At 66.3% G+C, this 23,417-nt stretch carries 19 protein-coding genes and 8 pseudogenes; 12 read left to right on the top strand and 15 right to left on the bottom strand.

Annotated elements, in window-relative coordinates:
• Positions 1-437: 437 nt before the first annotated feature.
• The 4 genes and pseudogenes from PQI07_RS38050 to PQI07_RS35630 all read right to left on the bottom strand — a co-directional run bounded on the left by PQI07_RS38050 (position 438) and on the right by PQI07_RS35630 (position 4,727).
• Positions 438-719 (bottom strand): hypothetical protein, encoded by a 282-nt coding sequence (locus PQI07_RS38050; RefSeq protein ID WP_446721015.1) that lies wholly within the window; start codon positions 717-719, stop codon positions 438-440.
• Positions 650-1,369: pseudogene (locus PQI07_RS35635) on the bottom strand (relaxase domain-containing protein); the annotation flags it as partial. The pseudogene PQI07_RS35635 and the gene PQI07_RS38050, both read right to left, overlap by 70 nt.
• A gap of 83 nt (positions 1,370-1,452) precedes the next feature.
• Positions 1,453-1,674 (bottom strand): annotated as a pseudogene (locus PQI07_RS38045) (relaxase domain-containing protein); the annotation flags it as partial.
• Positions 1,675-2,501: 827 nt separating this feature from the next.
• The gene (locus tag PQI07_RS35630; protein WP_274929173.1) at positions 2,502-4,727 is read right to left on the bottom strand and encodes a metallophosphoesterase; all 2,226 of its coding nucleotides are present in this window, start codon (positions 4,725-4,727) and stop codon (positions 2,502-2,504) included.
• Between the two features lie 162 nt (positions 4,728-4,889).
• Here PQI07_RS35630 and PQI07_RS35625 point away from each other — a divergent pair, with 162 nt between their 5' ends.
• The 5 genes from PQI07_RS35625 to PQI07_RS35605 are packed head-to-tail and all read left to right on the top strand — an operon-like array spanning position 4,890 to position 8,052.
• Positions 4,890-5,237, top strand: coding sequence for a hypothetical protein (locus PQI07_RS35625; RefSeq protein WP_274929172.1), 348 nt, complete (start codon positions 4,890-4,892; stop codon positions 5,235-5,237).
• The gene (locus tag PQI07_RS35620) at positions 5,237-5,608 is read left to right on the top strand and encodes a helix-turn-helix domain-containing protein (protein ID WP_274929171.1); all 372 of its coding nucleotides are present in this window, start codon (positions 5,237-5,239) and stop codon (positions 5,606-5,608) included. The genes PQI07_RS35625 and PQI07_RS35620 overlap by 1 nt, the downstream gene beginning before the upstream one ends.
• A gap of 5 nt (positions 5,609-5,613) precedes the next feature.
• A complete protein-coding gene (locus PQI07_RS35615) occupies positions 5,614-6,627 on the top strand; it encodes an ImmA/IrrE family metallo-endopeptidase (protein ID WP_274929170.1) in 1,014 nt (337 codons plus the stop codon).
• Entirely contained in the window at positions 6,624-7,310 is a 687-nt protein-coding gene (locus PQI07_RS35610; RefSeq protein WP_274929169.1) for a C1 family peptidase, read from the top strand. Before PQI07_RS35615 ends, PQI07_RS35610 begins: the two co-directional genes overlap by 4 nt.
• Positions 7,282-8,052, top strand: coding sequence for a thymidylate synthase family protein (locus PQI07_RS35605; protein WP_274929168.1), 771 nt, complete (start codon positions 7,282-7,284; stop codon positions 8,050-8,052). Before PQI07_RS35610 ends, PQI07_RS35605 begins: the two co-directional genes overlap by 29 nt.
• On the opposite strand, the gene PQI07_RS35600 is transcribed toward PQI07_RS35605, so the two are convergent.
• The 3 genes and pseudogenes from PQI07_RS35600 to PQI07_RS35590 all read right to left on the bottom strand — a co-directional run.
• Positions 8,025-8,723 carry a uracil-DNA glycosylase gene (locus tag PQI07_RS35600; RefSeq protein ID WP_274929167.1) on the bottom strand — a complete coding sequence of 233 codons (699 nt, stop codon included), beginning with the start codon at positions 8,721-8,723 and terminating at the stop codon, positions 8,025-8,027. The two genes, PQI07_RS35605 and PQI07_RS35600, sit on opposite strands and share 28 nt — an antisense overlap.
• The gene (locus PQI07_RS35595) at positions 8,720-9,883 is read right to left on the bottom strand and encodes a nucleoside triphosphate pyrophosphohydrolase family protein (protein WP_274929166.1); all 1,164 of its coding nucleotides are present in this window, start codon (positions 9,881-9,883) and stop codon (positions 8,720-8,722) included. The genes PQI07_RS35600 and PQI07_RS35595 overlap by 4 nt, the downstream gene beginning before the upstream one ends.
• An 813-nt stretch (positions 9,884-10,696) precedes the next feature.
• A pseudogene (locus tag PQI07_RS35590) lies at positions 10,697-11,590 on the bottom strand (IS3 family transposase); the annotation flags it as partial.
• A gap of 92 nt (positions 11,591-11,682) precedes the next feature.
• Here PQI07_RS35590 and PQI07_RS35585 point away from each other — a divergent pair.
• Positions 11,683-12,703, top strand: a pseudogene (locus PQI07_RS35585) (IS110 family RNA-guided transposase).
• A gap of 272 nt (positions 12,704-12,975) precedes the next feature.
• Here PQI07_RS35585 and PQI07_RS35580 read toward each other — a convergent pair.
• A pseudogene (locus PQI07_RS35580) lies at positions 12,976-13,266 on the bottom strand (transposase); the annotation flags it as partial.
• A gap of 137 nt (positions 13,267-13,403) precedes the next feature.
• On the opposite strand from PQI07_RS35580, the gene PQI07_RS35575 reads away from it, so the two are divergent.
• Both PQI07_RS35575 and PQI07_RS35570 read left to right on the top strand, forming a co-directional pair.
• Entirely contained in the window at positions 13,404-13,850 is a 447-nt protein-coding gene (locus PQI07_RS35575; protein ID WP_274929165.1) for an SGNH/GDSL hydrolase family protein, read from the top strand.
• Positions 13,851-14,078: 228 nt separating this feature from the next.
• Complete coding sequence (locus PQI07_RS35570) at positions 14,079-15,128, top strand: hypothetical protein (protein WP_274929164.1); 1,050 nt, start codon at positions 14,079-14,081, stop codon at positions 15,126-15,128.
• Between the two features lie 18 nt (positions 15,129-15,146).
• Here the strand turns inward: PQI07_RS35570 and PQI07_RS35565 are convergent, their stop codons facing one another.
• Positions 15,147-15,383, bottom strand: a complete 237-nt coding sequence (locus tag PQI07_RS35565) for a hypothetical protein (protein WP_274929163.1) — start codon at positions 15,381-15,383, stop codon at positions 15,147-15,149.
• 336 nt (positions 15,384-15,719) lie between these two features.
• On the opposite strand from PQI07_RS35565, the gene PQI07_RS35560 reads away from it, so the two are divergent.
• Both PQI07_RS35560 and PQI07_RS35555 read left to right on the top strand, forming a co-directional pair.
• Positions 15,720-16,019 (top strand): hypothetical protein, encoded by a 300-nt coding sequence (locus PQI07_RS35560; RefSeq protein ID WP_274929162.1) that lies wholly within the window; start codon positions 15,720-15,722, stop codon positions 16,017-16,019.
• On the top strand, positions 16,016-16,540 hold the full coding sequence (locus tag PQI07_RS35555) for a helix-turn-helix transcriptional regulator (RefSeq protein ID WP_274929161.1): 525 nt from the start codon (positions 16,016-16,018) through the stop codon (positions 16,538-16,540). The genes PQI07_RS35560 and PQI07_RS35555 overlap by 4 nt, the downstream gene beginning before the upstream one ends.
• 223 nt (positions 16,541-16,763) lie before the next feature.
• Here the strand turns inward: PQI07_RS35555 and PQI07_RS35550 are convergent, their stop codons facing one another.
• Both PQI07_RS35550 and PQI07_RS35545 read right to left on the bottom strand, forming a co-directional pair.
• Positions 16,764-17,828: a site-specific integrase gene (locus PQI07_RS35550; protein ID WP_274929160.1), complete on the bottom strand. Its 1,065-nt coding sequence runs from the start codon at positions 17,826-17,828 to the stop codon at positions 16,764-16,766.
• Between the two features lie 183 nt (positions 17,829-18,011).
• Positions 18,012-19,035 (bottom strand): annotated as a pseudogene (locus PQI07_RS35545) (IS110 family RNA-guided transposase).
• Between PQI07_RS35545 and PQI07_RS35540 the strand changes: the two are divergent.
• Both PQI07_RS35540 and PQI07_RS35535 read left to right on the top strand, forming a co-directional pair.
• Positions 19,034-19,210 (top strand): hypothetical protein, encoded by a 177-nt coding sequence (locus PQI07_RS35540; RefSeq protein WP_274929272.1) that lies wholly within the window; start codon positions 19,034-19,036, stop codon positions 19,208-19,210. The pseudogene PQI07_RS35545 and the gene PQI07_RS35540 sit on opposite strands and share 2 nt — an antisense overlap.
• 39 nt (positions 19,211-19,249) lie before the next feature.
• Positions 19,250-19,544, top strand: a pseudogene (locus tag PQI07_RS35535) (type II restriction endonuclease); the annotation flags it as partial.
• 212 nt (positions 19,545-19,756) lie between these two features.
• Here the strand turns inward: PQI07_RS35535 and PQI07_RS35530 are convergent.
• From PQI07_RS35530 to PQI07_RS35515, 4 genes and pseudogenes are all read right to left on the bottom strand, one after another.
• Positions 19,757-21,064 carry an ABC transporter ATP-binding protein gene (locus PQI07_RS35530; RefSeq protein ID WP_274929159.1) on the bottom strand — a complete coding sequence of 436 codons (1,308 nt, stop codon included), beginning with the start codon at positions 21,062-21,064 and terminating at the stop codon, positions 19,757-19,759.
• A gap of 491 nt (positions 21,065-21,555) precedes the next feature.
• Positions 21,556-21,747 (bottom strand): annotated as a pseudogene (locus PQI07_RS38040) (lytic transglycosylase domain-containing protein); the annotation flags it as partial.
• A gap of 71 nt (positions 21,748-21,818) precedes the next feature.
• Positions 21,819-22,130, bottom strand: a complete 312-nt coding sequence (locus tag PQI07_RS35520; RefSeq protein WP_274929158.1) for a hypothetical protein — start codon at positions 22,128-22,130, stop codon at positions 21,819-21,821.
• A gap of 891 nt (positions 22,131-23,021) precedes the next feature.
• Positions 23,022-23,270, bottom strand: a complete 249-nt coding sequence (locus PQI07_RS35515; protein WP_274929271.1) for a hypothetical protein — start codon at positions 23,268-23,270, stop codon at positions 23,022-23,024.
• Positions 23,271-23,417 lie beyond the last annotated feature (147 nt).

Genomic DNA, 23,417 nt, shown 5'->3' with positions numbered 1-23,417 from the left:
AACCTACGACGCGAAAGCGGATTGGCGCACCAGAGACCCCAACGGGTAGCAGCCGACGAACCCAGCCGGTATCGACTCCGGCCCGCCCTCGCTCCTGCTCTGCTCCGGCATCAGGGTCTAAGTCCCGACACCTTGTGTGAAGGGCCGCCCAAGTTGATCGCCGGGTGCATCCGCTACGCCCGTAGGCGGGCCGTCAGGTCGGTTGGAGTGATCCAGCCGGCCTTTCTATTGGCAGGGCAGGGGGCATCCCGGCTAAGATATGCCGGGTCACCGCCTTCACGCCGTGCCGCCGCGCCAAGTCGTTCCAGTCCGTTCCATTCTCGCCCGCCGGAAACGTCGGAAACAGCACCCGCGCGACGGACACTGATCCAGCTGCCTCGGTCGCCTTCTCTCTGCCGACGTTCTTGAGGGGAGGGGACCTCAGCGGTAGGAAGCGGTCATCGTCCCCCATGATCCATAGTGGGCTTGTCGGATATGCGCGGCGCAGCGCGCGCGACGGGCATCAGGTCTTCCGCGCTGAACGTCACCGCGACTGGCCAGCTGGTAGCCTCGCGCACCGTTGCGCACGTTGCGAGACCTTCGCCGATCCCGACAGGCTGCCCCGGCCGGACCTCGCCGAGCATATTCCAGAGGCCATGCACTGGCCCTTTCAGATACCCTTTACGCCCGTCCGCGAAGATCCTCTGCACGTTCCGCAGCACGCCGGTGGCGTCCTGCATCGGCACGACGATCCCGAGCCGGGTCTGGTAGAGCCCCTCAGTCCGGATGTCTTTGCGCAGGATGTACGGGTTCCACCATGCGCGATCAGCCCGCGCTCAACCTGCAACCGGACAGACGACAGGCTGACAACGATCTCCTTGTCGAATTCCTCCTCGAGCAAGGGGAGGGCGGTCTCATAGGCGGCGCGGAGGCGGTCCGCCGGCAGGGGCGGGGGCGGCGCGACAACGCTATTGTGCTGCCAGCCGATCGCGGCGGCCTGGCCGAAACATGCCTTGAAGTTGGAGAGGTCGTCGGTCTTGTACTTCCGGCTCGCCTTGGCACCGGCCTTCAGGAATTTCACGTTCGCGTCCGGGTCCATCGTGTCCCAGTCCAGACCGCGCTCGGCCGCCGCGGTCCGGGCGGCTTCGTTAGCGTCCCGCGTACGCTTCGAAAACTCCTCGCAGACCTCGTCCGGTATGCCGGGTAGCTTGGCCATCTTCGTCGTTGGGCAAAGCTCCGCCGCGATGCCGGCGTCCCGGAGGCGGCGGACGAGCCGGGCTTGATAGAACCCGCCGAACTCGTGGACGCGCCCCGCCATGAGACGATGCGGAATTGCCGCCACACGCCCGGATTCGGTGACGACGACGTTCGGCACGATGTTGTGGGAATAATCTGCGGGTCGCCCGGCATGCGTGGGTTCAAGGTGTGAAGCTCGGTCCCCATCGCGCCGGTTTCCGGATCGACGCGCTTCACCGTCACCTTAGGCCGCGACGTGAAGTGGTCGATCGTGACCCACGCCATCCGCGCGCGCTCGAAGCCGCCTTTCCCTCCCTTGCCCAACGTGGTGAACGCGATCTCTTCCTCAATGTAACGCAGGGTGTCGTCGCGGGCGTCGCGGTACGCCTGTAGAAGTACGTTGCGCTCGGCCGCCGTCTTCGAGAATGCCCTACTGCCAGGCGATCGAGGCTGAGGCACATCGACATCTCCGGAAGAGCCGGGATTGGGCGGAGCGCGGCACGGAGTGGTTCAGGCTCCGTCGCGCGCGGGATGCGGAGATCGCCGTCATAAAATCGGCGCGCACGGTGCGGAGGATCGCGCGGCTGCGTCGTCGCTGGAGCAGGGAGGCCGATTCAGATGCGCGGCTGATCGGTGAGGCGGGGACCGAGAAACGCTTGTGGTGACGAAGCGAGGCCCCCATCTGCCCTCGGTCCTAATTTGGGCTGAGGGAGGCTTTCTGTGCCAATCCCGTTGGTTCTCGCAGGCGTCATCGCAGCTGTCGGCGGCGGTGGGGTAGGGGTTGGCGTCTGGATCGGACGGCGGTTGGAGCGGTCGCTCAATCCCCAGCCATCGAACTGCGGCGCCATCTTCTACGGCAACCCGCAGTCGCAGCCCGACAGGCTCCCGATCCCGAAGGCCAACACCGATTACCCGGATGGCCGGACGCCCGACATTCCTACTTCCGACCTAGGCCACGGTGTGCGTGCGCGGCCCACGTGCGACGACGACCGCGGATCCTTGCTGCCGCCAATCGTGCCGGGAGAGCAGGGGGCGCCGGGCGGGCTGCTCCGTTTCTTTAGCGGCAGCGCGGGATGGCGTCAGGCGGGGTAGTTTGGCCGCTAAGTTGATGGCAGCGCGGTGATTTCCCATATTCGCATAAGATATCTTATGGAACTATAGCCTGTCTTATCAATCCACCAAAGCCCAGGATAGGAATTACCATTATGGAACATTGGGCTTTGCCCCAGGGGGTAATCTGTCTTGTGCGGCTGCCGATGCAGAAGGGCAGGGCGCTTTCGTCGGATTTATGCAGCGCCCTCCCCTCCCCCGGCGGCCTTTAAACGATCGTCGGGCAAGCGTGTGTCGGTCATGCGCTCCAACGCTGTCACGAGACTCTGCGCCACGGGCGACCATCGGTTGAACGCGGCACGGGAGCGCGTCGAATGTTCGAACGTCTCGTTGACTCGCGCGAGGTCGCCCAGGTTTCGCGCCAGGATTGGAAGCTCCGCATCGCCAACCGTCGCGGTCGCCTCGATGTAAGCGGCAAGCGTGAGAAGCCCTTCGATCGCGACGGGAATGCCATCGGAATTGAACCCATTGGTCGCCGTACGCAGCTCTGCCAGCGAGCGCCGCCATTCGCGAACGGCGCTCGCCTGGGCGTCGCCCCGCACGGCCTTGTGCACGAGGGCGTCCGCAAGGAGGTGAAGCCGCTCCGGAGCTTGGTCGAGCCATCGATCGACGATCGGCATCGCGACCTGCGTGGGCGATCGGGATATCGTTCGCGCGTCGGCGGCGATGGTGGTGATCCGACCTGGCCGATAGCCGAGCTCTTCACAAATCTCTCGTTGCAGGAAGCGCAACTCGGCGATGTTGATCGGCCACCAGCGCTCGAATTCCTGCGCCCGGTAGAAGGCGATCGCATCGACGGCGATGCGGCCGGCGTCTGCGTCCCTTCGACGAAACTCGATGAGGCAGAAGGATGCAAACTCCTCGCCCGCGCCGTTCGGCGCGAAGTCACGGAACGGGTCGACGAGAACGGCGATTGCCCTGGTGCTCGGCTTCGTCCTGAGGAGCGCGATGATGCGCGCGATCTGGTCGATCTTGCCGCCGTATCGCCGCAGACGTGCGCCGTGGAGGTAGGGGATGCGCGGTTCCAGCTGCGATCGGTCCAGTTGCCACCACTCGACCAATTCGCGCAGCCACGCTTGTCGCTCGTCACCTTGCAGGTCGTCCGGAACGGCATAGGCGCTGGGCAACGGCAACGTCTTGCCGTCGTCGTCGGGCAGATCGAGGTGGACGATCAGGATGCCCCGCTTCGCGTTCGTCCCGGCGATGGCAAGAGCGCGCGCGTAGACCTCGTCGAGGTCCGTTCCCTCGACGATCACAGGCGCGCCGGGCGAGACAAGGACGGTCTCAGCGGGGCGGACGCCCGTCGTCCAGAGCCGGCGGATGGTTGGTGCCGGCCGCAGGTCTTCGGCACCCGATCGCGGAAGCGGGATCGCTTCGATCTTCACCTCGGGCGTGTGGGGGAGGCCGTCGAGCGTGATGAGCCGGACCGCGTCCGTCTCGCGTCCGACCTCGAAGGTCGCGCCGGAGATGACGAGGACGCGATGCATGTCATCGGCATCGCCGGCGTAGATGTGGTCGAAATAGGTGGCATGCTCGTGCTTGTGCCCGTGGATGACCAAGCCGATGCCGCTACCGCGCAGGAAAGCGCGAACCTGTTCGAGGTTCGACATATCTGCGAAAGGCTTCAACTCCTCCCGCAGGCTGGGCGAGCGGAGATGGTGGTGCATCACCGCGATACGCAACTGGCGGCCGCGATCCGGCTGAGGCGTCGAGGCGACGAGCGCCCGCAAGGCCTCAAGTTGGTGTTCCGATACGCGGGCCATGTCGTACCGAGCCAGAGCCTGGAGCTGTGACCGCAACTGCGCCGCCACGGTCGCATCGCCCGGCTCAAGCGTCTCGGGAATCGTGTTCCAATGGCTCCGCAGCGGCTCGGGCAGAACTGAGCTGACGTGCGACCAGTTGCTGGTGTTGATCGGGAACACCGCCCAGCTACGGTCGGCGGCGACCAGCCGATGCCGTCCCGGCTCCGCGATCGCCGGCCAGCCGTCGATGCCGTCGAGCCACGGCACGACGCAGCCCGCAGCGCTCCAGACGCGGACGAAATCCTCGTAGCGTTCGGCGGTGCCGGGATCGGCGTCGCGCGGCACGTCGTGATTGCCTGGGACAGAGACGATGTGGTCGGACGCAACGCCGAGATGTTCTGCGATCAGCTTTAAGACGAGCTCATGGCCACCCGCTGCGCCTTTGCTCTGCGCGTCACCCGAGAAGAACACGCCGTCGAGCGTGCGGCTGTCTCTGGTCAACCGTTCGGCCAAGCGTCGGAACAGAAGCTCGAGCGGCCCTTCGCGGGTAGCGGCAAGGAGGCCCCCGACGTCGACCTTCCGGTCATCCCGTTCGAACGGAGCGCCGGATGCGGACACATGAGCATCGGTGATGTGAAGGAAGGTCGCGCGGTCAGCCATATCCTTGTTTAGCCAGCCGCGCCGCTGCTGAACACACTCAACCGGTGACCGTGTCGAGGGAGGGGACCAGCCAGAAGCACCAAAGCAAGTGGCTTGCCGTTATGCCCTTGCATGTCGGCAAATCCGACATTACGTTGGTTGCAAGTGCTTGAAAGGGACGCCATGACCACCGCTACGCTCGCGCCACCCATTTCGGCTCCGACCGTAGCACCCTTCCCTTCGGCAGCGGTCGCGAAGGATTTGCGCAGCGAGTTAATCGAGGTGGTCAAGGGCGAGGCCTCGATCAAAGGTGTCGCTTTGCCGCCAACATTGGCGGCGATCGGGAGCACTTCGTTCCAGATCGACTCTTTAGTGGTGGTGTCGATCCTGTGCGTCGTCGAGCCGATCCTCGGCATCGAGCTCCCGGACAGCGTGGTGCGGACAGGCGGCTATGGCTCGGTCGATCAAGCGCTGGCGCATCTGCTGCCGAAGATCGAGGCCTGTTGGAAGAAGCGCACAGGAGGCAAGTGATGACCCGAGCCGCGATCCAGCAAGACGATGACGACGCCGAGCGTCGCCGGCTTGGCGAAAGGCTTCGCGAAGCCCGCAAATATCTTGGCCTGAAGCAGGAGGAGGTCGCGACTTATCTCAAGATCCCGCGCACCGCGCTGACCGACATCGAGAATGGCCAGCGGCGGGTGGAAGCGATCGAGCTGACGCGCTTGGCTAAGCTCTATCGGCAGCCGGCCGCATTCTTCACGGGAGAGGACGAGGCGGCGGCCTTGCCCGTCGATGTCGCGCATCTTGCCCGTCGGGCCGCCGCGCTGTCGATGCAGGATCGTGACGAGCTCGGCCGCTTCGCGGATTATCTGCGGACGCGCGCGCAAACCGCTCGGGGCTGACGCGCATGGCCGCCGCCGATTATGCCGGCGCAGTGCGGGCCGGGACCATGGCGGCCGCGCGCCTCCATCAAACGCTCGACATGCGTGGCATGGTTGAGGCGCGTGGAGGATCCGTCGATATTTTCGGCGCGATCCAGGCGCTCGATCTGCCGCTGCTGCTGCGCCCTCTGCAAGGGTTGCTCGGCGCCTATCTCAGCGATCCCGCGCCGGGCATTCTCGTCACGACGCAGCGATCGATGGCAATCCAGCGGTTCACCGCCGCGCACGAACTCGGCCACTACGCCATGAAGCATCTGCCGAGCCTCGACGACGAGAGCATCCTGCGGCGCATGCCGATGACAGGTGCACCAGCGGAAGACTTCCAGGAAGTCGAGGCCGACGCCTTCGCGGTCGGATTCATGATGCCGCGCTGGCTGATCCAATGGCACGCCGCGCGCCAGGGCTGGACGGTGGACGACTTTCGGCGACCGAACCAGGTGTATCAGCTCGCTCTGCGGCTCGGTGCCAGCTACGAGGCTACATGCTGGACGCTCGTGCGCCACCGGATGATTGCGGCGGCCTTGGCACGCGAGCTTCAGCAGACGCAGCCGCGCGAGCTGAAGGTCGCGTTGCTGCAGGACTATCGACCCCAGGATTATCGGGGCGATGTCTGGCTGCTGACCGAGCGCGACGCCGGCACTCGCATCGATGGGAGCCGAAACGACCTCTTCGTGCTTCGTCTCAAGGAGCATAGCGGGGGCGGCTATCTCTGGAACATCGAGCAGCTTGCGGCGAGCGGTTTTGCGGTCGTTCGCGATGCAACGGAAGCCATTGACAGCGATGGTATCGGCGGCCCTGTCATCCGTTGCGTGACCGCGGCGCCCGAGGACGGCGGCCGCGGATCGCTGCAGCTCGACGAGCGCCGGCCCTGGGAACCCGATCCGCCGCTGTCCCGGTTGCAGCTCGACTTCGATCTGACGGGACCGGAGGAGGAAGGCCTCTCGCGGGCCGAGCGGCGGAGGCTGCTCGAAGCCGCATGACCTCCGTGACCATCCTCAAGGACTTGCGGTCCGAATTCGGAGCGGCCCGCAACCAGGGATCGCGCCCGACCTGCCTCGCCTTCGCGGCGAGCGACGCGCACGCCGCGTTGCGGCCGGGGTGGTCGCCGCTATCGTGCGAGTTCGCCTTCTACCACGCGCAGCAGCGCGCAGGACGATCGCCTGACCAGGGCGCAACGCTGTCGGCGATGCTGGCGACGCTGCGTCAGGAGGGGCAGCCGGAGGAGATTGGGTGGCCGTATCTCGGGGCGCCCCCTACCGATCCCGCTCTGTGGTCACCGCCTGCGGCGGTCGGCCCGCGCTTTGGACGGGCCGGCGCACCTCATGCTCACGCCGTCGATGCGATCGTTGCCGAGCTCGACGCGGAGCGTCCGGTTATCCTACTGCTGAAGCTGTCGCGATCCTTCTACATGCCGACGCCTGAAGGGGTGATTCAGCCAGCGCCTGGCGAAACGCCTGAGCCCGCGCGGCGGCACGCCGTGGTCGCGGTCGGTCACGGCACGGTTCAGGGGGCGCGGGCGATCCTCGTGCGCAACAGCTGGGGACCAGGATGGGGCATCGGCGGCCATGGCTGGTTGACCGAAGGGTTCATCGCGCCGCGCCTGTTCGCGGCCGCGCTGCTTACGGAGGATGTCGATGTATCTGCCCGTCCCCTCGCAGCCTGACTGCGCGAGCGCCTGGCGCGAAGCGGTGCGCGCCGTCGACGCCCTACGCGACCACGAAGCCTATAACGTGATCCTCGACATTGACGATCCGACGGCGGCGTCGACGATCGCGCATCCGGGCGTGGCGGCCGTGAACGGCTTCCTCACCGACCGCGCAAAACCGATCGACACGGTCGCGAACACGATCTTTCCGACTTCGCTGTACCTGCGGCACGGCGCGCCGGCATTCTTCGACGTGTTCAATGAGCGGGTCTTGCCGAAAGTGCGCCGCGGCGGTCGGTGGTCCGGCTACTATTTCGAGCGGATGACCGCCTACCAGGGAACCGCGGGCGCTCCGCCCAACCAGCTCTGGGACATCGTCGAGCGGATGAACGACGACAGCGTGCGGGCGCTCAACAAGTTCGAGCTCTCGCTGTTCGATCCCATCCGCGACGTCGACAACTCCGTCTACGGCGGTCAGTGCCTGAGCTTCATGAGCTTCAAGATCGTTCCTGGTTCACCGCGCAAGGTGACGCTCACGGCTCAGTACCGGAACCACTATTATGTCGAGAAGCTGCTCGGAAATTTGATCGGCTTGGGCCGCCTCATGGCCTTCGTTGCCCGCGAGACCGGGCTGGAGGTCGGTCCACTGACCGTGGTGTCGACCCACGCGAAGATCGACCAGCCTGGCGGCGCCACGCGCGGGGAGATCAAGGCTCTCCTCGCGCAGTTCGATCAGGCCATCGCCCCGCTTGCGGCCTGAGATGCCAGAAAGGGTAGCTCCGGAGCGGGATCGTCTTTATCCAACCCGTAGATCGCATGCACGCCAGCGATGAACTCCGATTGCCCGCCATAGCTCGGGTGGCGGACCGTCATCACCGGGATTTCGATCCCGGAAAGTGCCAAGCCGGCATCGCGCCCGATCGCCACGATCCGACGCGGCGCGATCATCGCGATGAGCGCGGTCAGAAAGGGCCAAGTGGCGTCTCGCTCGGCGCGAGTGTGGCAACGGTTGGAAAGAGGATCGTCCGGCTCGTGTGGATGCAGCGGGAAGATGTTCCAGAGGACGGCCGGCGCCTCGATGTGCGAGAGAACCCGCCAGACCGCCGCGGCCGTGCGCTCGGCGACGACGGGGCCGCGCGTCGCGCGGTCGAGCGCGATCCCGCCGAGGAGCGCGCTCGCGGACGTCAGGTGAACCTCGTCGGTGAGTGGCACGCCGGTTCGGCGACCACCGCGATAGCCGAGATCACGGGCGATCCAGATCGTGTCGACCTTCGACTCGATCGACGCTTCCAGGCAATGAACCAGATTGCGCTTGCGGATGTGCGCACCGTCATCACGGTCGTGGAGGATGCAGTGATCGCGATAGGGGTTGAACACCGACTTGAGCGCCGTGTCGGCGAGAGCGTCGGCAAAGGTGCGAGGCGTCTTCACGAAAGCGGCTCGATCGTCATTTGATGCTTGTCCAGGTCGAGAATGAGACGTCCGCGCCGGTGCTCGCGCAGAAAGCGGAACGCCGCGTAGCCTTGAAGGATGGCTTCTTCCCAAAGCCATAACGGGCATCGCTCGGCCTCGTAGCCCGCCACGAACTGACGGACGTGCTTCAGGAGGTCGAACGGCAGGTCGCCCGGCTTCATACCGGCAAACAGGTCGAGTTCAATTGCTTGGCCGAAGATCCAGGTGGTGATCCCCTCCTCGATCAGCGTCGCGCGGGCGCCATCCTGCGCCTCATCGACCTTCGGGGCGGATTTCCGTTTCAGGCGGAAGAGCGCGCGGGTGACGGGCGACCAGCCCAGCACGGCGACGTAGGCGTAGTGGAAGGCATCGTGGAACCGGTAGTCGTCGGCGGCCATCGCGTTGTCGGTCAGCCGATCGCCGATGTTGATGCCGTTGCAGCGCTGGAAGACGAAGGTGCGCCCTCGAACCTGCCGCTCGAAGATCTCGATGGTGACCTTGCGTGGCAGGCGCTCCTCCGGCTCCGCGTTCGCGTCGAGAGGTGCCGGATATTGCCGCTCACGCGGCCAGCGGTCGGCGATCTTGGCGAGGTTCTTGACCGCCGCCGCCTCGAGTGTGACACCGGCCTCGTTGGCCGCTTGGATCAGCGTCCGTGCGATGATCGCCAAACGGCTACTCGGAAGGTTATCGCGCTCCTCCGTGCCACGCTCCTGGAGATCCATCACGAGGAGCCCAATTTCGCCCGCCAGCTTCAGCAGCGTGCGCTCGAAAGCGATCGTCGGCTCATTCGCCCGGGGCATGATGTCGGGCTGCAAGGCCGCCAGCGTGATCGTGCCGCTGGCGCCGATCATGGATGCAGCCTCGATGAAGACGTCGGACAAACGAACGTTCACACGGGACGCCACCGCCGCCAGATACCAGAGGACATCGCCGAGCTCCTCGACGACGGCGCCCGCGTAGCCACGGTAAGAGGCACGATCGCGCTGCTTTTTCTTGACCTCGCTAAGGAGGCTCCCTGTCTCGCCGAAGAGACCGATGAGCGGGAAGGCTAGGGAACCGCCGTCACTGTGCTGGTCGGTGAGCGCCGCCTGAGCCGCGTAGTCCGCGATGGTGAGGGGAGCGAAGGCCTCATCGGTCATGCAACAAACGCTCGCTTGGTTACGGTTTCTCCGGCTCCGACATCGCCGACGCTGTTACCTATTCGCCCCTGGCAACCGTTGCCTTCGCCAGCCTCGACGTTTGCAGACACATCGGCCGGGCGTCAACGTCTGGTCTCCTGCCGGTCCAGTTCGACGCAACCTGTGGCAATCAGGTGATGCCGCCGGGCATGGCACACCTTTGCCCTCACTAGTCAGACGAAGGGATCTGATTCCAGGAAAATGCTGGCGGGATCGCCGTCGAACTCGATCCCCTGATGACGTTCCGGATCGCCGGACGGACGGTTCAGAGATCAATGTGTCATGCTGAGACGCTGTGCAAGGCTACCATCACCGCGGCGTTTACCCAGCCTGCTTGGCCTGCGGTGTCTGGCGTCGGTGGAGCCCGATGGTGCCGCGATGCCGCGGGAGGGTCGTCACCGGGATGGGACGAAACCGCGCTAGCGGGTTCGGTGCGCGCGAGCGCATAGAGCCATCCGCTCGGAACGAGCGGCCCGCCCGAACCCTCCATCGCACAGGCGCGCCCTCAATCGCACCGATGCATCGTAGCCTTGAGCCGGAGACTCCTCGGAACTGCAGCCCGCCATCGCTAAGCAAGATCCGTCTCGCGGGCGCACCTCCGGCAATTTTAAAAACTCCCCTTGCGCGGACGTTGACCCCGGCGAATACTCCGGACAAGGCTCGACAGAAGCCGTCGTCGGAGGGTCCGATCCATGGACGAGCTGACTTTCGGCCTGCCCGACGTCGAGCGGCAGATCGATGTCTGATCCTCCCTTGTTTCAGTGGACACGGAGGTTACGTTGCCCAGCGCTGCTCAGCTTGCTCAGGCGTACGGTAGCCGAGGGCGGAGTGGAGTCGCTGTCGGTTGTAGTAGCCCTCGATATAGGCGAACAGGTCGCGACGTGCCTCGTCGCGGGTTGCCCACCGGCGCTGATGGACGAGTTCGACCTTGAGTGTGTGGAAGAAGCTTTCCATCGGGGCATTGTCGAAGCAGCATCCTGTCCGGCTCATCGAGGCGACCGCCCCTACGACGGCGAGTTGCTCGCCGTAAGCTGCCGCAGCGTATTGGCTCCCGCGATCCGAATGACAGATGAGCCCGGCAGCCGGCCGTTGCCGCTGGGTGGCCATCATCAGCGCGGCCAGGGTCAACTCGGTGCGCATGTGCTCGCGCATGGCCCATCCCACGAGCTTGCGGGTGGCCAGATCCAGCACGGCCGCGAGGTAGAGCCAGCCCTCGCCAGTCGCCAGGTAGGTGATGTCGGCCAGCCAGACGCGGTTGGGGGCTGCCGCCACGAAGGTCTGCTGCAGGAGGTTGGGAGCGACCGGCAGGGGATGATTGCTGTCGGTGGTGCTCGGGCGATAGCGGCGGCCTGCCAGAGCCCGGATGCCATGTCGGCGCATCAGCCGCTCGATGCGGCCTCGGCTGACGCCGCGTCCCTCCGCGCGCAGAGCGGCATGCATCCGCGGTGAGCCGTAGCGGCTCTTATGCTGTTCCTGCAGGCGTCGCACGTCCGCCAGCAAGGCACGGTTCTCCCGGGCGCGGCGGCTCTCAGGCCGGGAGCGCCAGGCATAGTACCCACTGGCCGAGACCCCGAGCACGTGGCACATGAGACGCACCGGCCAGGTGCTTCCATGCTGCTCGATGAAGCGAAACCTCATCTCGGCACCTCCGCGAAGATGCCGATGGCTTATGGGATGGCCCGCCCCTCACGGAGCCGTCGGTGGCATGCTGCCGCCAGGGACACCCGGAGGGATCTGGAATGGCGAAGAGTTCAGTCGCGGTGCTGGGCATCGACCTCGGCAAGAACAGCTGCAGTCTCGTCGGCCTCGACGCGACCGGGGCGGTGGTGTTGCGACGGCGTGCGCGGCGAGAGACGGTTGTCGGCCTGACGGCCAAGCTGCCGGCCTGCGTGGTGGCGATGGAGGCCTGCTGCGGCGCCCACCACCTCGGCCGGCTGCTCGCCGTGCAGGGGCACGCCGTCCGGCTGATGTCGCCCGAGTACGTCCGCCCCTACGTCAAGGCGCAGAAGAACGACGACCGCGATGCCGAGGCGATCGCCGAGGCGGCCACGCGCCCGACCATGCGCTTCGTGCCTCTGAAGGCGCAGGAGCAACTCGACATGCAGAGCCTGCACAGGGTCCGGTCGCGGCTGGTCGGCATGCGCACCATGCTGATGAACCAGTTGCGCGCGATCCTGCTGGAGCGCGGCCTCGCCTTTCCCCCAGGGCCGGCGCAAGTTCGAGACGGCGGTCGGAGGCCTCCTGGAAGATCCCGAAGCACGGGTCGGCGCGCGCATCCGGTCCCTCGTCGCTGAGATCCGCGAGGAATGGGCGGGTCTCGACCGCCGCATCGACGCGCTCGACCGAGAGTTCATCGCGCACGCCCACGCCGACGAGGCGGCGCGCCGCTTGGTGTCGATCCCCGGCGTCGGGCCGATGACGGCCACGGCCCTGCGCGCGGCCGTCGACGACGGCAGCGCCTTCGCGTCTGCGCGCGACCTGCCCGCCTGGCTCGGCCTCGTGCCGCGCCAGCACACGACCGGCGGCAAGCCGAAGCTGCTCGGCATCAGCAAGCGGGGCAACGCCTACCTGCGCGGCCTTTTCATCCACGGAGCGCGCGCGGCCCTGGCCTCGCTGTCGAAAGCCGAGGACGCGACCGGACGGTGGCTGCGCGGTCTTCTGGCGCGAGCCCACTACAACGTCGTGGTCGTCGCGTTGGCGGCCAAGCTGGCGCGGATCGCCTGGGCGACTTTGCGCAAGGGGGTGAGCTTCGAGCGACGTCCGGAGCCGGCCGTGGCCTGAGGCATCGCGAGAGGTCGACCCGAGTCCGAGCTCGGCCGCTCGGCGCGGGTCCACGAGGTCTGCGGGAGGATGCTGAAGATGGCCTGACGGTCGAGCGGCGTCGCGGAAGCCTGGCAAAAAAAGCGGCCCGTCGAGGTCGATTCGCTTATGAGGCCCGGGACGTGCGGCTCTCCATCTTGGCGGCGGCCACAGTGCCGACATGCCGGATACGTTTGTGCAGACCGGTCACAGGCGCCTTCATCGACCACCTTGCGGACGGGGCGGGCCATACGTTTTTTTAGTATGTCGCGCTCCATGCGCGTGCGATCGAGTTCGCGCCGCAGGCGAGCGATCTCGGCGGCCTGATCGGCCGGTGAGGTCAGAGGCGAAACCGCCACAGGCGTAGGCCCACTGCCGACCGTACGTGGCGGGCTGTCCTGTAGGCTCGCGCGCCAGGCCCGCAGCATCGAGGGCTGGATGCCAAGCTCGGCTGCGATCTGCATCTGCGGCCGGCCGCTACTCTCCAGAAGGGCCACGGCCTCACGCTTGAACTCAGGCGTGAACGTTCGTTTCGTTGTCCCCATCAGACACCTTCCAGCCCCCGTAGGAGCGTAGCAGAGGTGTCCACTCATTCAGAGGAAGATCATTCTGCATCTTCCTCGACTTCAACGACGGGCGTCATCCAGGCCTGAACAAGGATCGGTTCGAGAGGGCGCTTGGCATGGTCGAGGCTTGCTACCTCAGCCTGTTCGCCCTGCGCGACCGGATCGTGCCAGGGGTGCTGATCTTCGGTCACTGCTACGACTTCCCGATCCCGAACGGCGCGCATCCGCCCTGCGCCGGCCCCTGGCTCAAGCCGTCGCTCGATTTCTGTAACTGGTCGGTCGCCGACGGCACGACCATCGTCCACGACGCGCTGGCGGCCTTCCGCACGATGGTGAAGCGGCTCGCGGACAAGCCGGCCAACCGCTTTCACCTCGTCGATACCCAGGGGACTTTGGCGCCGGCCGACTGGGCGAACGAACTCCACCCCTATCCCGACGGCTTCAGGAAAATTGCGCAGAAATTCGCGGATGCGCTCGCGGCTGAACTCGGGCCTCTCTCACAGATCGCTCTCGCCGAGGCGCCGAAGTCGCTCGGGCGGGGGAGGGGACCCAAGAAGGGGTGAGAGCACGGTGCTGAACTCCCGAGGAATAGCCGCTTCCGTCGGATCTCCGGCTGCGCGATCTCACCGATCATCCGCGAGCCGCCTCGGCGCGGGTCGTTAAACCAGCCCAGCACAAAGATGCGGGATCGGACAGGCATGCCGATGCCCGATCTTGGGCGCTTCCCCCCTACCTGTCGGGCTCCCTCCCGTCCGTGCTATCCCCCCTATCCGGCCGAACCTCCCGTCACCTTGTCCGATGCTCGGCTCCTCGACCTGACGATCCCGACATCGAAGAAGAGGGCTCAGTCTGAGAGCTACCTGCTCTCGAAGCACAACGTGCTGAAGGCCTTCGACAGCGTCGAGTATCTTGCCACGGACGAACAGACGCCGACCGAGAAGGATCGGGACGCTGTCCAACACCACCTCCAGTTTCGCTCGGCGGTCGCGCGTCTTACGGAAAGCCGGCCTCTACACCGGGAACTCAATCTTCGACGACTTCGTGTTGGAGGTTACCAAATCCGGACAGCCCGACATCTGCGGTCGCGTTATCGACCGTCTGCCGCAGGCAGGCGTCGAACGGCCCGGTTCGTGCTCCATCCGGTCACCGAGTTCGGGATGGAGGTCCCGTTCTTCGGGTCCGAGCTCGATCTCAGGAACTTTGCGGTGTTGCGAGAAGCCGATTTCGAGGTGATGGCCCAGACCGGCAGCATCGAAGGCGCCTATGCCAGGCTGAACGAGATGGCAGCGGCACTCGGCATCACGGCCGTTCCCGACCAGTCGAGCTACGAACATCACGTGTGGGCCGGGAACATGAGGTGGATGACGCACAATCCACTCCTGCTTGTCCGGCTCTCCTCGCACACAGGTGCCTATTACGAGAACCAGTTCATATACCCCCTGAAGATCCGGGTCGCGGCCGCGCTGGTGGTGATGCTGCACGCCCTGAGCGTCGATGCCGGCATCACGGTCGACAAAATCAAATCGTCCGCCGAGGTCAGCAACAACGAGACGCTCGACATCCGGCACTACCTCATCGGCGAGGCGACGCTGGCGGACAAGCCGCTCAGTCTCAGCCGTGTGCCGATGAACGTCGCGGCGCTCGAGCTTGCCCGGCTGTCTGATCTCGCCGTGACGCTGAACACGCGAACCTTGGCCCGTTCCGAACTTCGCGCGCTCGAACAGAGATTGACGCCGACACTGCGCGCCGTCGAGCAAGGCTATCTGCGGTACGTCAATTTGACGTCGGGGGAGAGGGTGCATAGCCAGGTCTTTCGCCGGCTCGTAACCGCCATCGACTGATACAGGCAATCCTTAGGGTCACGGACGAATGAAGCGGAAGCGATCTTTGCGCTGGCCGTCGCCTTCGAGACCGTGCTGACCGATCACTATGCACCCGGGAGCGTCGCGCGCCTCGAGCGCCGCGTCGGGATCTGCCTCGCGACGCGGCCGAACGTCCGCCAGTACCAAGACATCGTCGTTGCCGTTCACAAGGCCCGCAGCGAGATCGTTCACACGGGCGATGGTGGTCGAGAGACGGACATCCGCCGCCCGCAAGCTGCGTTCGCGTTGTGCTTCCTCGAGGTCGCGTCGCGTCGCGGCTCGGCAGGCTTGATCGGACCATGTCCGATCCCATTCGCGAACTCCTCGGCGATCGCCTCACACCGGAGAAAATTAAGGCTACAGGCGACGCCGGAACGACGTAGTGCGTGTGCTGCTACGTCCTGGTCGCTGCGCTCTCCGGTGAAAAAGTCGTTCTGGGTGCCGACCCGGCCGATCGCATTCGGGCGGGTTGCATCGCACCGCGTCGGAAAGGCATGAGGAGGTTCGGAACACGCCACAGGGTGTCACTTGACACCCTCACCAGAAACCACATATTGTCGAGGCTACGGGATGGCGCGCAAACCGCATCCGAAGAAGGAGGTGGAGGACGCGCTCCGGCATGCGGAGGATCACGGCTGGCGCGTCAGCGTCGGGGGTAGTCATGCCTGGGGCGAGATCTACTGCCCCTACGATGACGAGACATGCCGCTGCGGCGAGTTCTGCATCACGAGCATCTGGAGCACACCCAAAAACGTCGGCAACGAGGCGAGGAAGATTAAGCGGGTCGTCGACAATTGCACGACCCGCAAGGCGGAGACGGAGGCGCGTGCAGAAGCCGAGAGGGCCGAGGCGCAGGAGCGAGAGCCATGACCGAATACAGCTTCATCCTGAAATATCGTCTCTCTGATGAGGACCGCGATGCCGATGCACTGGTGGAGCGCCTTGGTGAGGCCGGCTGCACCGATGCGCTCGTAGGCGTCGGGATTGCCGGACGGCTCGCCCTGGACTTCACCCGGGAGGCGGGCAGCGCGCGGGAGGCTGTGCGCAGCGCGCTCACCGACATCAAGGTTGCGATCCCGACCGCAACGCTGGTGGAAGCGGCCCCCGATCTTGTGGGGCTGACGGACGTCGCCGACCTAATGGGCGTGGCGCGCCAAAGCATGCGCAAGCTGATGCTCGGCCACGACGACTTTCCCCTGCCGGTGCATGACGGCAGCGTGGTGCTCTGGCACTTGGCGGACGTGCTGGAGTGGCTGGACGGGCGCAAGGGCTACGAGCCCGACCCGGTCGTGCGTGAGACTGCAGCAGCGGCCCGCGCGGTCAACATCGCGCGAGAGTCGCACCGTTACATGACGGACGCGCCCGAGAACCTCAAGCGCCTGGTGGCCTGAGGGCAGGCGGGGGCTGACGAGTAAGTGAGGGAGCAAGATGACGGCTCACCACCCTACATGGGCTTTCGGTGCTTCGTCTCATTTGGGTAAACCCCGATAAGCCGCCTGGTTGAGGTCGTAGCGCGCACCGTGCGTCCACACGATTGACCGCAAGTGATTGAAATGTGGTGAGCGCGCTGGGGCTCGAACCCAAGACCTTCGGGTTGAAAGCCCGTCGCTCGCGCTAAGCTCGATTTTGTAGCGTCGCGAGCTTCCGAGCCGCTCCCCGCTGCGCGCGCAGGCGCTCGCCGTAGCGAGCCGGCATCGCTGGGGTCTTCCACGAACCGGCCTGCATGACCTCGAGCAGCTCGAACCCGGCCGCGAACATGTCCTGCGTCGCCCCGACCCGGGTCGAGTGCCCGGAGGGGAGGCGGGGGAGCTTCAGCCCGGCCGTGACCGCGAGATCCCGGAACACCCGCGCCACCTCCCCATCGCCGAGCGCTCCACTGCCGACCCGGCCGCCCTTCGTCAGCGGCCGGAACAGCGGCCCGCTCGCTAGCCCCGCCGCGGCGAGCCACGCATCGATGTGAGCCATGGTGTCGGGGGCGAGATACTTGATCGCGCCCTCACCTTCCTGATCCGCCTTCGAGCGCCGCACCAGCACCGTGCCGGCCCCGTCGGCGCCCTTGTGCAGGTCCCCTATATATAATGAGACGAGTTCGGAGCGGCGCAGCAGCGTGTCATAGGCGACGGCGACCAGCGCCGCGTTGCGCAAGGCGATCAGCGGCGTCTCGCGCTCGCCCTCCAAGACCCGCCGGTGCAGGCGCCCGGGCGTCTTCACCGCGAGCATGCGCTCGACGCTGGTGCGATTGAGCGGCTCGGCCTGCTTTTGGCGCCGGCCTTTGGTACGGCTCATTCGTTTCACCGCCAGCCGCACGATCTCGTCGGCGCAAGGGTTCGGCAGTCCGGCTGCGCGATGCAGCGCGGCGATGGACGAGCGGTATCGCTCGACCGTAGCGCGGGATTTCATCTCGGCCTGGGCGTCGATGAAGGCGACGATCGTTTCCGGCGACGCCGGTAGCATCGTCCGGCCGGCGGCGCCGCACCAAGCCGAAAAGATCCGGCTGTCGGCGGCGAGGGCGCGGAGCGTGTTGTCGGCGAAGGCGCCCTTGGCCGCGCGCGCGTAGTCCTCCAGCCGCTCGGCGAGGATCTCGAGGCCGGGGGGCAGCGCGGCCGCGAAAGGCGCCGGAAGCGCGCCCGACGATTCGGCGGGAAGCAATCGAGATGGGACGGCGGCGTCAAGCGTCATGGGCCGAGCTTAGCCGTTCAAATCGTTAACAATCCACAAAGATCTGCGATAAGTGCCATTATCGGAGGTAATCGTAGCTCGGCGACCAATCTTGCTTTTCCTGACCCCGATCTGACCGATCGTTCCGTCCTTACCTCTCTTCGACCTTCCCACCACCGATGCCGGGGCGCCTTGATCGTGCGATCAAGCCACGGCCGGCACCGGAACCTTGAAGTTCTCGTTCTTCGTCAGCATCGCCCAGGCCGCGCGTGCCATCTTGTTGGCCAGCGCGATGGCGACGACCAGACGCGGCTTGCGCACCAGCATCCTGGCCAGCCAGGAGCCGACCGGTGCGCCCTTGCGGATCGACCACCGGACAACTGTCATCGCGCCGATGATCAGAAGACGCCGGATGTCGCGCTGGCCCATCTTGGAGACGCGACCCAGGACCGGCTTTCCGCCCGAGGAGAACTGCCGCGGCACGAGGCCAAGCCACGCAGCGAAATCACGCCCGCGCTTGAACGTCTCCATCGGCGGCGCGAACGTCTCGATCGCCATTGCGGTGATCGGTCCGATTCCGGGCATCGTCATGAGGCGTGACGTCACGCCGGTTCGCTTGGCCTCCTGGGAGACCCGCTTCTCCAAATCCGAAATCCGGGTGTCGAGGTCCTGGATCTGGTCGAGATAGAGGCGGCTCAGATCGACGACGAGCGGATCGAGCGATGTCGCAACATCGTCGATCGCCAAGGCGAGCTGGTGCACGTTGGTCGCCCCCTTCAACGACACCGTGCTCGGCAAGATGGCCGCGTAGCGCGTTGATCAGCTGGGTTCGCTGGCGCACCAGAAGGTCACGTGTTCGGAAGATCATCGCACGAGCCTGCTGGCTCTCGCTCTTGACCGCGACGAAGCGCATCGTTGGGCGCGCGGCAGCTTCGGCAATGGCCTCGGCGTCGGCCGCATCGTTCTTCTGGCGTTTGATGAACGGCTTGACGTAGGCGGGCGGGATCAGGCGGACCTCGTGACCCAGTTTGCGGATCGCGCGTCCCCACTCGTGCGCCGAGGCGCAGGCCTCCATGGCGACGACACAGGGCGGCAGCTGAGCAAAGAACGTAAGAACCTGTGCGCGCGACAGCTTCTTGCGCAGGATGACGCTGCCGTCGGCGCGAGCGCCGTGAACTTGGAAGACACGCTTGGCCAGGTCGAGGCCGACGATTGCGATCGGATCCATGCTGGGCACTCCGGCAGATACTGAGCCCCTCGATGGAGCTTACCGGCTGCGGCCGGGTGGGGGCATCCAGTCCATCAATCACCGCCGCCTGCTCGAACCGATCGGCAACGTACCTCCCGCCGAGGCCGAAGCCCGCTATGATGCACAGGCCAAGGTGCAAGCCTTGGCTGCCTGACCCAAACCAAAAGACCTCCGGGAAACCCGGCGCGGTTCAGCCACCTTCGAGGTCGAGCACACGACCAGCATCTACTCGGGCATCGTGCGCATGGTCGACCTCGCGCTCGGCGTCGAGGGCGCCACCGCCCGAAACTTCTTCCTGGTGGCGCCCGACGACCGCGAGGGCGATGTCCGTGCGGCCCGCGTTCTCCCGGGTCGCAGAACTGGATCTCCGCTATCTCCCCTACAGCGAGCTCCGCTGCCACCGCGAGACGATCGCCCGCTTCGGCAGCGGCCTGAAGGGCGTGCTCGCCATCGCCAAGCCAATCGCGCCGCAACACCACCGGAATTAAAGCCGTTCCCAACCTGATTGCATCGGGTCGGCGTCTCTAAGTCTTTGATTTGATGCGCCCCCTACGCCGAACCGGCGTCCAATTCGGCGGGGAGCGCTCTAGGAACAGGCGGCCGGGCCCGGCCGCGGATCCGACTTCGGCACTGTCGGCACCCGCCGCGTCGCCGTCGTCCTTGCCGGTCGGCCGGACGGTCGCGCGACCCGGGACCGAAGCTAGTCCGCCTGTCGCGGGGCGCCCGGCTTCGCGACGCCGGTTTCCACGTCGGAGGGATGCCCGAGGGCTCGCGTGACCTCCGCGAAACGCACGCCTGCGTCGGACCAATCCTGGGCGAAGTCGAACAGCTCTCGCAGCGCGGGGGCGATCTCCTTGTAGGCCGCGAGCGCCGCGACCAGCGCCCCGACGGTGAGACGTCCCTGGACGACCAGGTAGCCGCCGATCACGAAGAAGAAGAACGGCGTGAGGTTGGAAGTGTAGTTGTACAGGGTCTTGATGCCGCCCTTCATGTCATTGATCGCGACGCGGACATGTTCGAGTTCCTCGATGTGCATCATCCCCCGCCGCAGATCCGATACGGCCGGCACGGGCACCGCGGCACGTGGGGCACGGACCGACGGCCCGCCGCGCATCGGCGCGGTGACGAGGGCGCCCAGCGTTCGCGTCGCGAGGACGCGTTGCCGGACATTCAGGTTTACGCGCTTCTGGAGGCGCGGCAGGACGGTCAGCTGAACCGGCAGCATGATGAGCGCGGCGAGGCCGAGGGCGACGTTCTGGAGCAGGAGGAAGGCGACGCTCGTGAGGAGCACGCCGCCCTGCACGATGGGGACGGCGACGAGGCTGCCCCCGAAGTAGCCGATGGGCTCAACCTCCTGGACCGCCACGGCCGCTAGGAAGGTGCGGCGGTCGGCCGCTCCCTCCGTGCGCGCGCGGCGTAGGACGGCCAGACGCAGGCGGCGCACGATGCGCTCGTTGACGCGACCGCGCACCCGGTTTGCGGCGTACTTCACGAGCCCGTTGAAGGTGACAACGGCGAGATAGCTGGCGCAGAGCGCGAACAGGAGTTCCGTGCGGCCGAGAGGGAGCCCTAGGAACGTCATGCCGGGATATTCGTCGTCCCGGGTGCCGGCGAGCGCATGGTTGATGATGTGCTTGGGTATCTCAAGGATGAGCCAAGCCGCCGGCAGCGTCGCGGCCGAGAGGAGGAGCAGGCGGACCTGGATGCCCAGGGTGGCACCGAGCACGTACGCCTCCAGGCGACGGCCCGTGGGACTCCCCCCGCCCCGGAGCCGGTGCCCGAGCGACGGGACGGCTCGGAAGGGCTTCGCGGATCCCGCCACCCCAAACCCGGCCGCTACCGGCTTGCCGTACCGCCGCAGCACACCGCGGGCCGCCAGCCATGCGGTCCAGACGGGCGCGACGATGAAGACGAGCACGGCATTGGCCACGACCCACCAATGGCCGTGCGGGTAGTCGAGTCCCGTGATCCTGTGTGTCAGCCCGTGGATAGTGTCGATCGCCGTCACGAAACAGCTCGGCCTGTGTCTTGAGGGGTCGATCGGCGGACGTCGCGCCGAACGGCCGTGACGGGTTCGAACGACCGCCGGCGGCCGCGGGCGAGCCCGCCCCTTCGCGTAGCGGGCACCTTCCCGGTCCCCGGCCCTTCCAGCCTCGCCCCCTGCACCGGACGGACGCCTGAACCCGCGGTCGCCGCGATAGGGGCGAACCGAACGGTGCGGAGGAGCCCGAAGCCGAACTGCCGCCTCGTGCGGATCGACCAAGGCGTGAGGCCCGCCCGTTCCACACCCTTGAGGGAAGCGAGATTGTCCATGTCGACGAAAGCCAGGAGATATCGCTTTCCGAGGGCTGACGCGCGTTCGGCGATCAGGTGCACGGCGACCGCCATGATGCCCAGGCCGCGGTACTCCACGGGCGTGAAGGCGTTCTCCAGCAGGGCTTCTTCGGCGGTCAAAGCCGGCAGGGCGCCGGCCCGCCGGATCGCGTCCCCATAACCTGGCGCCTCGGCGAGGTATGCCACGCTGTAACGGGCGTCGGTGGCGGGGTTCAGGAGTTCGACGGCCGGTCCCCGATGACCGAGCATCGCGGCCGTCGCCGGCCGAACCTGCATCAGCCCAAGTTCGCCGACCGATCCCACCGCCCTGGCGTCGTAGCCGCTCTCGACGAAGGCGGCGTCGCCCGGTGCGCGCGGTCGTACCGGCGTGTCCCGGCGCGGTCATCGTGCGTCCCATGTGGGGTAGTCCGGGGGGCGCACCCGTTTGGTTACATCGACGGGCCATCACCGCCCCCCTGAATCGCGCTTGCCGCCCATGCCGGGCCTACCGTCCATGCCGGCATGCCCTCCATCCCCCCGGACCCCGCCTTGGGTGCGACCTGGCGGTTGAGATCGCGCCAATCCTTCGGCTCGACGACGCCGAAATCCTTCACGCCCCGCGTCACCTTTCCGTAGCGCGGCGTCCGGACCGGTACGTCGGGGTCTGAGGGTAGGATGAGCCCGGCGGGCACGGCGGCGGGCATGCAGCCGGCAAGCGGCAAGACCGCCGCGAGCGCGGCCTGTCTCGGCAACTTGAACATAGTGATTTTCCCGAACAGAGGCGGACGGCCGAGGGCGAGTCCAGGCGTGGCGTCGTCCGCACGTCCAGCGGCGGCGACGGCGTCGCCCCCGCCAAAGGTGTCGGCTCGTTGCGAGGTATGCGTGGCCGTCCCGCCGGAGCGGCCTAGGGTGGGCGTTAGATCCGCCTGCGCGTCAGGCGCCGCGCCTTGGCGGTCGCTCGATCCGGAGCGGATGCGCGTCGACGACCCCGTCTTCCTGGACGATCAGGACCTAGTCGGACGGACGGTAGTCCAGAGGGACGCCTGCCCATGGCAGGGAGGGCAGCGCGGCCTGGCACGCGAGCGGGCAGCAGGTCGCCGGGCAGAGAGGGTCCTTCGAGCGATGCCGATGGCCGGGGCAGCCTTCGTCGGCGGGCCGGCCCATCGAGTGAAGTCGCGTGTCTCCCGGCCTCACCTGGCTCGTCTTCGTTGCGCCGGGCGCCGTCGGGGTGCGCGTGAGGCGTCGTCGCTGCCACGCCGCCCGCCATGTGGCGGTGCGCCGCTGTGTGCGGGCCCATCGTGCACGGCGCGGCCGAGGCGATGGCCAAGGCTAAGACTAAGGCCAAGGCGAGTACGAAAAACAGCAGTGCGCGCACGACGTTCAATGATCAGAAGCCCTGCCTACTCCCATTGGGAGTTCCCCGGCTTTACCGGAGTAGCAGTAGTAGTTTGACATTCTCATAAGTATTTTCGAGATGACGCTGCCGTGGCCACCAAACACGCCGCCAGACCGGGGAAACGGATTGATCCTATCAGCTTTATGCGGGCTGTCCGATCTCGGCATACATGCACAATAGACGCGGTCTTTTATAAAGGCGCACCTCTGAAGTTCCATGTTCTCGACGTATCAGGGGCAGGGCTGTTCAACGCTCTCTACAAGCCTTTGTAGGCGAGGATGACGTCCGGATCGATCGCGGCGGTCCAGAAGGCGTGTGCGATGTTTGTGACACCGCTGGCCCGCGCGATGTTGAGGGCCTGACTGCGCAGTCGTGCCATGATGCCCGGGTTGACCCGGATCCGGCTGGCATCCTCGGCGAGGGTGACGTCTCGCACCCAGTGGTTCCGGTTCTCGATCGCCCAATGGTTTCGGATGGCGCTCGCGAAGGTCTGGGCGGGCAGCATCACGGACGCGGCGTACAGCGTGGTCTCCCGGCGTCTCGTTCATTGCCCGGTCGCGACGGAGCGGAGCAGGGTGTTGCGTTCGACGCGTACGATGGCAGCGATCAGCGGGCATCATTGCGTGCCATCGAGGGCCGATCCCGCCGGGTA

The sequence above is a fragment of the Methylobacterium sp. 092160098-2 genome (assembly GCF_028920805.1).
In the GTDB taxonomy this organism is placed as follows: Bacteria; Pseudomonadota; Alphaproteobacteria; order Rhizobiales; family Beijerinckiaceae; genus Methylobacterium; species Methylobacterium fujisawaense.
This window is presented reverse-complemented; position numbering and strand designations above follow the sequence as displayed.

Bases quoted from the DNA above. Each gene is read 5' to 3' on its own strand.
- PQI07_RS38050 (WP_446721015.1), bottom strand. From the start codon at position 719: ATGCAGGACGCCACCGGCGTGCTGCGGAACGTGCAGAGGATCTTCGCG.
- PQI07_RS35630 (WP_274929173.1), bottom strand. From the start codon at position 4,727: ATGGCTGACCGCGCGACCTTCCTTCACATCACCGATGCTCATGTGTCC.
- PQI07_RS35625 (WP_274929172.1), top strand. From the start codon at position 4,890: ATGACCACCGCTACGCTCGCGCCACCCATTTCGGCTCCGACCGTAGCA.
- PQI07_RS35620 (WP_274929171.1), top strand. From the start codon at position 5,237: ATGACCCGAGCCGCGATCCAGCAAGACGATGACGACGCCGAGCGTCGC.
- PQI07_RS35615 (WP_274929170.1), top strand. From the start codon at position 5,614: ATGGCCGCCGCCGATTATGCCGGCGCAGTGCGGGCCGGGACCATGGCG.
- PQI07_RS35610 (WP_274929169.1), top strand. From the start codon at position 6,624: ATGACCTCCGTGACCATCCTCAAGGACTTGCGGTCCGAATTCGGAGCG.
- PQI07_RS35605 (WP_274929168.1), top strand. From the start codon at position 7,282: ATGTATCTGCCCGTCCCCTCGCAGCCTGACTGCGCGAGCGCCTGGCGC.
- PQI07_RS35595 (WP_274929166.1), bottom strand. From the start codon at position 9,883: ATGACCGATGAGGCCTTCGCTCCCCTCACCATCGCGGACTACGCGGCT.
- PQI07_RS35575 (WP_274929165.1), top strand. From the start codon at position 13,404: ATGGTCGAGGCTTGCTACCTCAGCCTGTTCGCCCTGCGCGACCGGATC.
- PQI07_RS35560 (WP_274929162.1), top strand. From the start codon at position 15,720: ATGGCGCGCAAACCGCATCCGAAGAAGGAGGTGGAGGACGCGCTCCGG.
- PQI07_RS35555 (WP_274929161.1), top strand. From the start codon at position 16,016: ATGACCGAATACAGCTTCATCCTGAAATATCGTCTCTCTGATGAGGAC.
- PQI07_RS35550 (WP_274929160.1), bottom strand. From the start codon at position 17,828: ATGACGCTTGACGCCGCCGTCCCATCTCGATTGCTTCCCGCCGAATCG.
- PQI07_RS35540 (WP_274929272.1), top strand. From the start codon at position 19,034: ATGCTGGGCACTCCGGCAGATACTGAGCCCCTCGATGGAGCTTACCGG.
- PQI07_RS35520 (WP_274929158.1), bottom strand. From the start codon at position 22,130: ATGTTCAAGTTGCCGAGACAGGCCGCGCTCGCGGCGGTCTTGCCGCTT.
- PQI07_RS35515 (WP_274929271.1), bottom strand. From the start codon at position 23,270: ATGCTGCCCGCCCAGACCTTCGCGAGCGCCATCCGAAACCATTGGGCG.